This is a genomic window from Asticcacaulis sp. (assembly GCF_020217185.1).
GTDB lineage: Bacteria > Pseudomonadota > Alphaproteobacteria > Caulobacterales > Caulobacteraceae > Asticcacaulis.
Window position 1 is genome coordinate 1 of sequence record NZ_JAIWNX010000295.1, and the last position, 12,186, is coordinate 12,186.

The following is a 12,186-nucleotide window of genomic DNA, read 5'->3' on the forward strand; positions in this document are numbered from 1 at the left end:
GGGGGGGTGCGGCTCGGCCAGCAGGATAAGGGGGGCGGCGGACGCCATAAATGTGCGGACCTTTCGAAGAAGCCGGTTTTATTGAAACCTTGCGACCGCGTGCCTAACCCGACATGGCGGCATTGTATGTGCACTCGTACACATAAAGGGCAAACGTGATGAGGCCCCCCGATGGACACGCTCCACCCCGAACTGTTGAGCAGCAATCTGCTGATGGCGCTGCGCCCCGCCGACCGGATGCGGCTGCAAGCGCGTATGGAGGTGATCGAAGCCCCGCGCGGCATGGTCCTGTTCAATGCCGGGGACGTGGTGCGCCACGCCTGGTTTCCGCTGGGACCCACCCTGGTGGGTTTCCGTGTGCTGCTGGATGACGGGCGCGGGGTCGAAACGGCGCTGGTCGGGCGCGAAGGAGCCGTTGGCGGCATCGTCAGTCAGGGCCGTTTGCCCGCCTTTTCCTGCGCCGAGGTGCAGTTTCCGGGCAAGCTGCTGCGCATTGATCTGAAGACGCTGGAGGCGCTGAAGGCCGAATCCCTGACGCTGCGCTACTTCTTTGCGCGCTATTCCGATTGCCTGCTGGCACAGGTGTTTCAGTCGGTGGCCTGCAACGCCACCCACACTATCGAACAGCGCGCGGCGCGTTGGCTGACCCTGGCGCTGGACCGTACAGAGACGGCGACAATCCCGCTGACGCAGGATCAGTTGTCGTCTATGCTGGGAGTCGGGCGGGCCTATGTCAGCCGTGTCATGGGCGTGTTGCAGCGGGACGGCCTGCTGGCCACCGTGCGCGGGCGGGTCGAAATCCGCGATCCGGCCGGGCTCAGGCAGCGCGCCTGCGGCTGTGCCAATCAGGTGCGCGCCCATTTTGACGAAGTGCTGGCCGGGGTCTATCCCGCGCCGGAAGACGATGAGATAACGGCGAAATGAAACTGCACGGCTATTTCCGCTCCTCGGCCGCCTGGCGTGTGCGTATCGCGCTGGCGCTGAAAGGTCTCGACTATGATCAGGTTTTTGTTCACCTGCGTCACGGGGATCAGCGCGCGCCTGCCTATCTGAAGGTCAATCCGCAAGGTCTGGTCCCGGCGCTGGAGGTCGAAGATGGAGAGATACTGACCCAGTCTCTGGCCATCTGCGAATATCTTGAGGAGGTCTATCCGCAGGTGCCGCTTCTGCCCGGCAGCGCGCTGGAGCGGGCGCGTATCCGCGCCTTTGCCTACGCCATCGCCTGCGAAATCCACCCGGTGCAGAACCTGCGTGTCCTCAACCGGATCAAGGCGCTGGGTCAGGACGACACGGGCGTCAGGGCGTGGGCGCAGGAGACGATTGCCACGGGCTTCGACGCCTGTGAGGTCCTGCTGGAAGGGCAGGCGGGGCCCTACTGTTTCGGTCCGCAGGTGACTCTGGCTGACGTTTTTCTGGTGCCGCAGATGGCCAATGCCCGCCGCTTTGGGGTCGAACTGCGCTGGCCGCGTCTGAGGGATGCCGAAGCCGCCTGTCTGAGCCATCCGGCCTTTGACGCCACGCGACCTGAGCGGCAACCCGACGCGGAATGATTGGGTTTGGACCCTAGACCGGGTTGCGGTACAGCCGACCCTTTTCAACCACCAGAATGATGCTGATGGCTGTCAGACCCAGTCCCATAGCTGCCAGCGGCAGAAGCCATACGCCGCCGGACCAGAACTGACCGATCCACGCCCCGATCAGGCCGCCGCCGACCATTTGCAAAATGCCCTGAAGCGAGGCGGCTGTGCCAGCGACGTGACCGACCTTTTCCATGGCAATGGCTGTGAAGTTGGAGGTGCACATGGCCATGCACATCATGGTCAGGCCCTGCAGAAGTGTGAAACTGATCAGCGTTTCATAGCCCAGCAGAGCCCATACCACATGCACGGCCGAGAGGATGATCAGGGCGGTCAGCGAGCGGTGTGATATGACGCGCGTCCCCAATCGCTCGACCAGCCGGATGTTGATAAAGGCCCCGACCGCCATGGCTCCGGCGCAGAGGGCAAAGACAAGCCCCAGATAACCCGGCTGGTGAAACACCTCTTCAAATATCTGCGGCATCATCGAGAGGTAGCAGAGGATCATAGCGGTCATCACCATCACGGCCAGCCCATACCCCAGAGACGTAGGCTCAGAGGCGATGTAGCCGGCCACGCGAATAAACTTGCCCGGTGAAGGTGCAAAACGCTTTGCAGCCGGGAGGGTTTCCGGCAGGCGTACCCACACCCACAGGAAGACCAGCAGGCCGGCGATTGTCAGCGCCAGGAAGATGCCGCGCCACGGAAAGGCAAGCATAATCAATTGACCCAGGCTGGGAGCCATGATCGGTACGGCCATGAAGATGACGTGTGAGGTCGAGAGCACCTTGGCCATGCGCGCGCCGGAGTAGAGGTCGCGGATGGCCGAGCGCGGGATGACATTGGCTGAGGCCGCCGCCACGCCCTGAAAAAAGCGCAACAGGATCATGTGTTCAATATCGGTGACCAGCGACACGGTCAGCGACAGCAGAACATAGACGATCAGCCCGCCCAGCAGCACGCGGCGTCGTCCCAGCCAGTCCGATAACGTGCCACACAGAAACTGACCTATGCCCATGCCCATAAAGAAGACCGAGATGATCAGCTGCATGCGGTTGGCATTGTCGATGCCGAAATCCGTCGCCATAGGGGGCAGGGCCGGCAACATGGTGTCCACGCTCAGCGCCGTCGCTGCCATACAGGCGGCGATAATGGCGACAAATTCGGGGAACGGCGGGATGTCCTTGGGGGGGAGCTTGAACATGACGCGCCCCCTATAGCCGGATGACGCTACGAAAGAAATTACGAGTTTGAGAAAAGTTGAATATCTTGGCCGATAGGCAGGGCTCCGGGTTGGGGGCTCAGTTCGCCTTCAAATAGGCTATGATATCAGCGCGCTTTTTGGCGTCCTTTGTCGGGGCCATGGACATGGTGTTGCCGGGGAGGGTGCCGCCGGGGTCAGCCAGAAAGCGGTCCAGCTGCGCCTCGCTCCATACCGGCCCCTTCTTCATCGCGGCTGAGTAGCTGAATTTCGGGTCATTGGTCCCGGCCTTCTTGCCGACAATGCCGGCCAGAGACGGGCCGATGCCCGTGGCCCCCGGCTTCACCGAATGGCAGGACATGCAGGCCCCGAAGGCCTTTTTACCGGCAACAGCGTCCTGAGCTTGCGCCGGAGTGAGGGACACGATCAGCAGCAAAGCGCCAGTTAGTGGCATCAGGCCTTTCAAAATGCGGGTCATGGCAATCCTGTAGAGGGTTTGGTCTATGTGTTTTTAACAGGCTCTCTGCCCTCGTACATACGGAATTCAACGTCAGATCCGGCGCACAGAATCAAGAAAGGCCCCGCAAAGGGGGCCTTCCGAAAGTATTTAGACTGGTATTAGAACCAGTATCCGAACAGCCAATCCCACATGATATGCCTCACTTGATCACGCTAAACAGCCCTATCGCTGTGCGTGCATGGTTAACACTTTCTAAACGCGTTGACAAGCATTAACCAAGAATTTTTACGCCATATTAACCCGTTTTTTCTCGCAACTGACGAATTGTGCAAGGAAATCAAAATAAACGCAGTCAGGGATGAGTGACATTTCGCCGCGATACCTGCGCAACAAGGTTAACAGGCGTCATTTCACTGCAAAAGCTATGCCAAAGCGGATTAGCGTAAGTAAAAAAGACCCGCTGTCAGAAGACAGCGGGTCGTGACGTTTTACTGTAGCTGGATTTTAGAGCGGAATGATTTTTCTTGGAATCATTCCGCTCAAGCCGCCATTGAGACGGCGGCCAAGGTGGCGAAGCTACCGCCCGGCGAGGGCCTAAACAAAAATCTAGATCATTATGTTTCTACCAGAAATCATAATGATCTAGCCGTGGCGCAGTTGTTCAGCTTCGGCCGCCATGCGCGCCAGGAACGCCTTGGCGTCCATCGGGCGGGCGATATAGTAGCCCTGACCTGTATCGCAGCCCATGCGCGCCAGCAGCGACAGGACTTCCAAGGTTTCGATCCCTTCGGCCACCGCCTTCATGCCGAGCGCGTGCGCCAGCTGGATGGTGGACTTCATCACCGCGCGATCGGCCTTGTTCTCGCAGATGTCCTGCGTGAAGCGGCGGTCGATCTTCAGTTCGGTCGCCGGAATCTTGCGCAGATATTCCAGCGTGGACAGGCCTGTGCCATAGTCATCGATCGACAGGCCGATCCCCATGTCGCGGAATTCGGCCATCAGCAGGCTGGGTGTTTCGTTCTGCGCAATCGCGTGCGTCTCGGTCACTTCGAGGATCAGGCACGACGGCGGCACCTGATGACGGTCGAGCGCAGCCTTCACCATGTCCATGATGTCGCGCGAGGTCAGAAGACTGGGCGAAATATTCACCGAGATACGGAATTCCGGCTTGGTCAGCAGGACCGTCTTGGCGACTTTCAGCGCGTCATTGAGCACAAAATCCGTCAGGCGGTCGATACGCCCGTGGCGTTCGGCCATTTCGACAAATTCCAGCGGACTGACCGGGCCGCGCGTTTCGTGCGTCCAGCGTACCAGTGCCTCAGCGCCCAGTAATTCCTTGCTGTAGAGGTCCATCTTCGGCTGATAGGCCACCCAAATCTTGCCGGCGTCCAGCGCGTCGTCCAGTTCGCCCAGCAATGACAGGTTCCATTCCTTTTCGCTGATCTGCGACGGATCGTGCAGACGCCAGCGCGTGCCATCCTGCTCGGCCGAGTGGGCCGCGGCCAGGGCGCTGGTCAGGCGGTGTGAAACGGGCAGGTCGAATTCGCGATCCACGCCGAAGGAGATATCGACGTCGAAGGAATTGCGCGCAAAACGTATGGGGCTGCGGAAGATGACGTGCAGGGCGGTGAATTGCTCGATCAGCAGGTCATGGTCATACAGGTTCGACAGCCAGAAGAAGTTACCGTCGTCGCCGTGATAGAGCTGAGCCCCACCGGCCCCCAGTTCGAGGCGCGCCACGATCTCCTTCACCAGCAGGCGCTCGGCCTCTGGCGGCAGGGCGCTGACCATTTCGGCGTAGCGGCGGATACGCGCGGCGACCAGTTGCCGCCCATCGAGACGGTCTTCGTGACGGATGGCATTGGGCGTGTAAAGACCTGACACCGGGTTGATGGTGCCGCCCTTCTTCTCCTGCGCACCAAAACGACGCCACAGTACATAGACGCCCGTCAGCAGCAAGAGAGTGATGCCGCCCATAATATCCATGAAGATATTGAAGCGTTCAAGAACGCCTGGCACGACCAGCAGGGTGACCACGGCCCCGAGCATCAGAAGACGCTTGCCGCGCTTCATACCGGGGCTGAGCAGGCAGGCGGCGATAACGGCGGCAAACAGCCAGCCCGGCAGCCAGCCCAGTTGCAGGGGGCGTCCGTGTTTGAGGGTTTCCGCGCCCAAAACAACGACCGTAGCCGCAGGGGATTTATGTCCTTGCCCCAGAACACGCATCTGTTCACCGAGGCTTGGGGCGTTGAATCCGACAACAACATCCTTGCCACGGAACGCGTTGGCGCGCGCCTTGCCGCTCAGAACATCGGCGGCGCTGGTATAGGGCACGGTGCTGCTGTCGAAGGCATAGTTGATCGGGAAGCGTTCCTGCGTGCTGCCGTAAACGCCCGAAAGGACGGATTCGATGGAATCGAGGGCCTGACCTTCAACGTCGGTCTTGTACGGGATGCTGGAAAAACCGCCCCAGAAGGCCACATAGCGCACCAGAGATACGGTCTGCGCTTCGTCACGGACGATATCCGGCGGCAGGATATAGGTCACGCGCTTGGGTCCCAGCCTGTAATCGGCCTTGGCGCTGACAAAAACGCGACCGGGATAACGCGCAAAGCTGTCGGCCAGCAGGCGATTGCGGCTTTCACCCTGATCGGTCAAAGGCGTCATGAAGAAGACGCGGCGCGCCCCATCGGCAAACAGGCGCTCGGTCAGGCCGGCCATGTGGGCGTGCTTCCACGGCCAGGGGCCGAGTGAAGACAAGGCTTCGTCATCGACACCGACGACGACCATTTCACCGCTGACTGGCATTTTCTGGAAGGAGTTGCGGGCCGCGCGCAGAAACAGCTCAAGCGGATGGCCAAGCTCGATAAGGGTCAGTACCGCCGACACAACCAGCAGCACGATCAGGGCGACTGATTTGCGGATGCGATCCTTGAACGAAGTCGGGGTGTTGGGTGACGTCATGATGCAATACCTCGGCAACGCCACAATGCCCTCAATGTGTTAGTATTTTGCAAACTGCGTGAAAATTTTACATCAGCTTTGTATGTTGACTTTTGATTAACTATAATTCTAGCCTCTTTGTCCAGATAAAGGCGTTCTCTATACTTTCGGTTTTGACTGTAGAGAGGGCTTGCGCGGCCTGTGGAATGGATATGACAGAATAAAGGACGCACCACTTAAATTGTAGTATTTTTGCTACAGGAGTTTGTGTTCGCAGACAAAAAAGCCGCAACGGCGACGGCTCAGGTCGGGGTGCGCGTATCAATCCTCAGCGCAACCCGCACGGGTCGCCCGTTTTTGTGTAAATAAAAGACAAAGAAATTCCACAAATGAAAATGCCCCCGCACTACACGCGCTATTGGCTGGCCACCAGCGCCCTCGGTCTGATGATGAGCCTGCCAGCCTTTGCCCAGACAGCGCCTGCGACGACGCCAAACCCGCCCCCCGCTCAGGCGCAGCCAGCGCCGGCCAAACCCGCCGCCAAACCGGCAGAGGCCGCCCCCACCACGGGAACTGGTGAGGCGGTAGAAACCGTGACCGTCACGGCCGCCCGCCCGCTCACCAAGATCGACCGCGATGTGTATGACCCCAAGACCGATCCCGACACGCCGGTGTCATCAGCGGCCGATGCTTTGAACAAGGCGCCGGGCGTGCAGGTGGACGCCGAGGGCAATGTGACCTTGCGCGGCAATTCCAACGTTCAGGTCTATATTAATGGCAAGCCTTCGGCGCGCACCGAAGGCAATTTTCGTGGCATGACCCTGCAATCCATGCCCGCCGAGGATATTGATACGGTTGAGGTCATGACCAACCCCGGTGCCCAGTACGGGGCCGAAGGCGGGGCCGGTATCATCAATATCAATCTGAGGCCGGGGCGTGGTTTGCGGCCAAACCTCTTTGTTCTGGCCAATGCCGGAAGCTTCGGACGCTATATGCTCGCGCTGCAAGGCGGTGCGGGCAAGGATCTGGGGGCGAAAGGGACGCTGTCCTTCTCAGGGGGGCTCAATATCCAGCATGGGGCCAATCGGGGCTCGACCAGCAGTTCCCGCGAATATATCCGCAGCAGCGGCAACACGACGACCACTTCCGGGGGCAATACGCGGTCAGAAAACGATAATTACGGGCTGAGGGGCAATGTCGAATACGCGCCTAATCAGAAAGATACGTTTACGCTCGAAGGCACGTACAACCAGAGTGAAGGCCGCACCAACAGCAAGGACTATACCGAAGACCTGAATGCGGCGGGCCTGCTGAGCGAGCGGTACGACGGTGTACGCAACAATACCAACGAAGCCCGTCAGGCCTCCGCGCGTCTGGGGTTCAACCACAAAGGCGATCAGGAAGGGGAAACCTTCCGGGCCGATTTGCGGGTCACCAAAGGCGAGACAACACAGAATAACCTTGCCGACCTCACCTATCAGGTCACAACCAGCCGCAGCGTCGTGCAGGAAAATGTCGAGCTGGGTGAGGATTCGACCCTGTCCTTAAGCGCCGATTATACACGCCCCCTTTGGAATGGGATTTTTTCGACCGGCTTTGACCTGAACTCGCGTAGCGGGTCGCGTGATGCCAGCCAATATGACACCAACCGTTTGACGGGTATCCGCACGCTGAATGCGCGACGAACCAACTCTGTGGTCCGCGATCAGGACCAGAGAGAGTTTTACGTCAATTATCAACGGGAATTGAGTGAAAAGTGGAACGTGCAGGGCGGGTTGCGGGTCGAAGAAACCCATGTCAGCCTGAACCGCAAGGTCTGGTACAACCCCAATCCATCGGGCAATGATCAGGCCTTCTTCGAGACCAGCTATGTGAATTACCACCCCAGTTTTGCGGCCCAATACGTGCTGAGCCCCAAGTCAAAAATCCGCTATAACTACAGCCACCGCGTCAGCCGGCCGAATATAGATAACCTCAATCCGGCGATCATCTACAACAGCGAGCGCAGCGCCCGTCAGGGTAATCCGGGCCTTAAGCCTGCCGAAACCCATGCCAATGAACTGCGCTACGAATATAATGATCGGGCCAAAAACTTTCTCTTTAGTGCCGTTTATTTCTATCGGGTGACGGAAGGGATTATCGTCAACCGCACGGTCTATATCGATCCGAACAATACACCGACGGACACCAGCGATGATGTTTTGCTGACCAGCGTTGAAAACGGTGGCGAAGGTGTCGAAACCGGGATGGACTTCCAGATCGACAAGCGTTGGGGGACCAAGTTCAGCATTAATATCCAATCGACCGCCAAGCACGAGACGCAGCCGCCGCGCTCCAGCACGGTGGCCACCGTCACCGAGCAGGACTCGGTAACCGGACGCATTCGGGCGCGCTATAGCGTGACGCCACGCGATACGCTGCAACTGACTCTGAACGCACCCGTCAGAACGCTGAATGGGCAAGGCTATACCGAACGTCCGATGACCTGGCAGGGCTCCTACAGCCGTCCGTTAAATGCCAAACTCACCCTGACCTTTACGGCGCAGGGGCAGGGCAAGGCGCGCACCTTTACCAGCAATGAAACGGTCCGCAGCTTTACCGAACGCGATACTGGCGGCACCACCTTCATGGTGGGCCTGCGCTTTAACCCCTTTGGCATAACCGGCCGCGGCATGGGCGGGCGTGGGCCCGGTGGCGGTGGTCAAGGCGGCGGGCAGGGGGGCGGTAACTGGGGTGGCGGCGGGGGCGGAAACAACCCCGGGGGTGGTTTCTGATCCTTTTAAGGCGATGGCGCCGGTCATCGCCTTTTCTCTGGTCGGCTCCCCGGAATGCGGGAGGTGAAGCGGGTTGACCCCGCGCGGTTTTACCCCTTATGGTCGGGATAAAGTATGGGGGAAGACTGGGTCTTATGCGTGCGACGGCCATCACGACCGAAGCCTCTGCGTCGGCAGCGGCCAGCGCGCCATCCCCCGTGGCGCAGCCTGCACCGGACAGCGTGACGGCGGCCGATGTTTCGTCTGCCGAGGCCCTGATCCGCAAGGTCAACGAAAACGGCCTGCTGCAAACGCGCTTCACCAATACCCCGCCGCCCAAGGAAGCCGATATTGGCTGGTTGAAGGCCTTTCTGGAATGGCTGGGTAAGGTCAGCAAGTTTTTTGGCGACCTGCTGGAACCCATCGCGCCCATTCTGCCTTGGCTTTTGTATCTCCTGCTGTTTGCGCTGGTTATCCTGCTGCTGTCGCCGCTGGTGCGCGCCTTTATTGCGGGCAAGGTCGAGCGCCTGTTTCAACGTGACGGCCTGAAGGCCGATGCGCCGTGGCGACCGACCGCCGAAACCGCGGCCGCCCTGATCGAGGAAATCGACGCCCTGGCCGAAAAGGGCCAGTATGATGAGGCCGTGCATCTGCTGCTCAAGCGCTCGGTGGCTGACCTCAACGCCTATCGTCCCGATCTGGTGCGCAAACACTATTCCGCGCGCGACATTGGCAAACACCCGCTGCTGCCGGAAGACGCGCGCCCGGCCTATGCTGAAATCACCCGCTGGGCCGAAAAAAGCTTCTTTGCCGGCATCCCCGTCGGGCGTGAAGGCTTTGAAGCCTGCCGCAAGGCCTATGTTGATTTCGTTGCCTCAGAGCACCTGCCGAAGGGGACGAAGTAATGCGCTTGCCCTTCGTGAAAAAAGGCCTGCCGCCGGCCAGTCGTCTGTTGCCCGTGGTTGTCGGTGTGCTGATCGCCGGCCTGTTCCTGATGATTGGGCTCGTGCTGATCACACCGCATCTGGAACCCGCCGGGCGCGGGCAGGCGGCCAATATCACCGGCTATTCGGCACAGGGTTTCAAGGGCTTGCGCGACGTTCTTGAGGCATCGAATTACAAGACCACCCTGTCGCGGCAAGAGACAGGACCGCAAAAGGTCAGCGATCTGGTTATCGTCACGCTGGATGGCGATGACGCGCTGTTCAACGACGACCCGGAATATTACGAGCCTCAGCCGGTGCCGGAGGAAAGTGCCTCTGCGTCCGCAAGCGCCACCTCCTCATCTCAGACCAGCGCGCAAAGGCAGGAAAAACTGAAGCAGGCTCAGGCCGAAGCCTCGGCTTCGCAGGCCGCGCAGGAAGCCTCTTCGACCTCGTTTCAGGCCGACATGGAGGCGAAAAAGGCCGACGATTACTGGCCGACGCCCAGCGCCGAAAAGGCCGAGCGTCTGCTGTATAAGCCCATCGGTAAGGTGGTGCTGGTCGTCGCCCCCAAATGGTCCGCCAGTCCTATGCCGTCGCACCCGCGCTGGGACATCAACCCGCATTTTCAGGCTCCCAATCGCGTCTTTTCGCAACTGACCCTGTTGTCGCCTGTCACCAAGCAGAGCGTGCAGGAAGACGGCGAAACCCGCTATAAGATCACCTATCAGCGGCTGAACTATGCCCTTGGGCGCGCACCGCTGGGTCGCTACAAATCCTATGCCCTGACGCCCGCCGCCGGTCAGACCACCCTGACCAAGGCCTATACCAGCGGGCGCATCCGGGGTTTGCAGTCTCTTACCGGGCCGAACCTGACGCCGCTATTGCTGGGGCCGGACGGTGAGGTCTTGCTGTCGCGCGTCAATCCGATGCCGGGCGAAAAGCCGTTCAAGGCCCCGGTCTATCTGCTCAGCGAGCCGGATCTGATGGACAATCAGATGCTCGCTGACCCGGAGCGGGTGGCGGGGGCTTTGTCCATCATTGAGGCCATTGCGCCGGGTGCGAAGACCGTGGCGTTCGACGTGACCTTCAACAATCTGGCCTATGAACAGAACCTGATGCACCATGTGGCGCGCGCCCCCTTCATCGGCGTACCTCTATGCCTGCTGGTGCTGGCTCTGGCCATGCTGTGGTCGGCCTATTCGCGCTTTGGTCCGGCGCATGATCCGTCCACTGATACGCCGCACGGGCGCGGTGTCACCGTGCTGGCCGACAATGCCGCGCGCCTGATCGCCAAGGCCGGGCGTGAGCCGAAACTGGCCCCGGCCTATGCGCAACTGGTGCGCGATCAGGCGCTGAAAGCGCTGGGCCTCGGCCGCCACAGTGCTGGGCCGGACGAACTGGCCGAGCGCCTGAGCGAAAAACATAATACCCCGGAACGCTACAGCGCCCTCAGGGCCGAGGCGGACCGCCTTTCCAACCCCATGCAACTGCTGAGCTGGGCGCGCCGTCTGCACGCCTGGAAGCACCAGATAACGGAGCGCTAGATGCAGATTTCCGACGTTCACGGCCTTGCGGCGCGCCTTAAGGGCGAAATCGGCAAGGTCATCATCGGTCAGGCCGATACGGTCGAGCTGATGCTGACCGCCCTGTTTTCCGGGGGCCATGTGCTGCTCGAAGGGCCTCCGGGCACGGCCAAGACCCTGCTGGCGCGGGCCTTTTGCCGTTCGCTGTCCCTGCGTTTCGGGCGCATCCAGTTTACGCCGGACATGCTGCCGGCCGATATTCTGGGCTCCAACCTGTTCAACTTCCAGACCTCGACCTTCTCCCTGACCAAGGGGCCGATCTTCTGCGATCTGCTGCTGGCCGACGAAATCAACCGCACGCCACCCAAGACGCAGGCCGCCCTGCTGGAGGCCATGCAGGAGCGCAAGGTGACGCTCGATGGCACGCGCTACGATCTGGGCGACCGCTTCATGGTCATCGCCACCCAGAACCCGATCGAGCAGCAGGGCACCTATCCGTTGCCGGAGGCGCAACTGGACCGTTTCCTGTTCAAGCACGTGCTGGGCTATCCGTCGGCCAGCGAAGAACGCCGCATCATCGACGAGGCGGGCAATTCGGCGGTGACGCTCGATCCGGAACAGGCGGGTATCGAGGCGGTGCTGGATGCCGCGACCCTGGCCGAAGCGATCCGCGTGGTGACCACGGTGCGGCTCAATGATGCCAATCTCGACTATATCGTCAGCCTGATACGCGCCACGCGCGAAAGCCCGTCACTGGCGGTCGGGGCCTCGCCGCGCTCTGGCGCGCTGCTGGCGCGGGCGGC

9 protein-coding genes are annotated in these 12,186 nt (G+C 60.5%); 6 read left to right on the forward strand and 3 right to left on the reverse strand.

The window, feature by feature from the left end:
* Nucleotides 1-171 precede the first annotated feature (171 nt).
* Together LDL37_RS15075 and maiA are read left to right on the forward strand one after the other, a co-directional pair.
* Nucleotides 172-924: a Crp/Fnr family transcriptional regulator gene (locus LDL37_RS15075; RefSeq protein WP_290799638.1), complete on the forward strand. Its 753-nt coding sequence runs from the start codon at nucleotides 172-174 to the stop codon at nucleotides 922-924.
* Nucleotides 921-1,550, forward strand: a complete 630-nt coding sequence (gene maiA, locus LDL37_RS15080; protein WP_290799639.1) for a maleylacetoacetate isomerase — start codon at nucleotides 921-923, stop codon at nucleotides 1,548-1,550. Before LDL37_RS15075 ends, maiA begins: the two co-directional genes overlap by 4 nt.
* Nucleotides 1,551-1,563: 13 nt before the next feature.
* On the opposite strand, the gene LDL37_RS15085 is transcribed toward maiA, so the two are convergent.
* The 3 genes from LDL37_RS15085 to LDL37_RS15095 all read right to left on the reverse strand — a co-directional run bounded on the left by LDL37_RS15085 (nucleotide 1,564) and on the right by LDL37_RS15095 (nucleotide 6,202).
* Nucleotides 1,564-2,781: a multidrug effflux MFS transporter gene (locus LDL37_RS15085; RefSeq protein WP_290799640.1), complete on the reverse strand. Its 1,218-nt coding sequence runs from the start codon at nucleotides 2,779-2,781 to the stop codon at nucleotides 1,564-1,566.
* A 97-nt stretch (nucleotides 2,782-2,878) separates the two neighbouring features.
* Nucleotides 2,879-3,256 (reverse strand): c-type cytochrome, encoded by a 378-nt coding sequence (locus LDL37_RS15090; protein WP_290799641.1) that lies wholly within the window; start codon nucleotides 3,254-3,256, stop codon nucleotides 2,879-2,881.
* A 624-nt stretch (nucleotides 3,257-3,880) separates the two neighbouring features.
* Nucleotides 3,881-6,202, reverse strand: a complete 2,322-nt coding sequence (locus LDL37_RS15095) for an EAL domain-containing protein (protein ID WP_290799642.1) — start codon at nucleotides 6,200-6,202, stop codon at nucleotides 3,881-3,883.
* 368 nt (nucleotides 6,203-6,570) lie between these two features.
* On the opposite strand from LDL37_RS15095, the gene LDL37_RS15100 reads away from it, so the two are divergent.
* The 4 genes from LDL37_RS15100 to LDL37_RS15115 all read left to right on the forward strand — a co-directional run.
* Nucleotides 6,571-8,955: a TonB-dependent receptor gene (locus LDL37_RS15100; RefSeq protein WP_290799643.1), complete on the forward strand. Its 2,385-nt coding sequence runs from the start codon at nucleotides 6,571-6,573 to the stop codon at nucleotides 8,953-8,955.
* 134 nt (nucleotides 8,956-9,089) lie between these two features.
* Nucleotides 9,090-9,839 (forward strand): hypothetical protein, encoded by a 750-nt coding sequence (locus tag LDL37_RS15105; RefSeq protein WP_290799644.1) that lies wholly within the window; start codon nucleotides 9,090-9,092, stop codon nucleotides 9,837-9,839.
* Nucleotides 9,839-11,404: a hypothetical protein gene (locus LDL37_RS15110; RefSeq protein WP_290799645.1), complete on the forward strand. Its 1,566-nt coding sequence runs from the start codon at nucleotides 9,839-9,841 to the stop codon at nucleotides 11,402-11,404. The genes LDL37_RS15105 and LDL37_RS15110 overlap by 1 nt, the downstream gene beginning before the upstream one ends.
* A partial coding sequence (locus LDL37_RS15115; protein ID WP_290799646.1) for a MoxR family ATPase occupies nucleotides 11,405-12,186 on the forward strand: 782 nt, incomplete at its 3' end.

Bases quoted from the DNA above. Each gene is read 5' to 3' on its own strand.
- LDL37_RS15075 (WP_290799638.1), top strand. From the start codon at position 172: ATGGACACGCTCCACCCCGAACTGTTGAGCAGCAATCTGCTGATGGCG.
- maiA (WP_290799639.1), top strand. From the start codon at position 921: ATGAAACTGCACGGCTATTTCCGCTCCTCGGCCGCCTGGCGTGTGCGT.
- LDL37_RS15085 (WP_290799640.1), bottom strand. From the start codon at position 2,781: ATGTTCAAGCTCCCCCCCAAGGACATCCCGCCGTTCCCCGAATTTGTC.
- LDL37_RS15090 (WP_290799641.1), bottom strand. From the start codon at position 3,256: ATGACCCGCATTTTGAAAGGCCTGATGCCACTAACTGGCGCTTTGCTG.
- LDL37_RS15095 (WP_290799642.1), bottom strand. From the start codon at position 6,202: ATGACGTCACCCAACACCCCGACTTCGTTCAAGGATCGCATCCGCAAA.
- LDL37_RS15100 (WP_290799643.1), top strand. From the start codon at position 6,571: ATGAAAATGCCCCCGCACTACACGCGCTATTGGCTGGCCACCAGCGCC.
- LDL37_RS15105 (WP_290799644.1), top strand. From the start codon at position 9,090: ATGCGTGCGACGGCCATCACGACCGAAGCCTCTGCGTCGGCAGCGGCC.
- LDL37_RS15110 (WP_290799645.1), top strand. From the start codon at position 9,839: ATGCGCTTGCCCTTCGTGAAAAAAGGCCTGCCGCCGGCCAGTCGTCTG.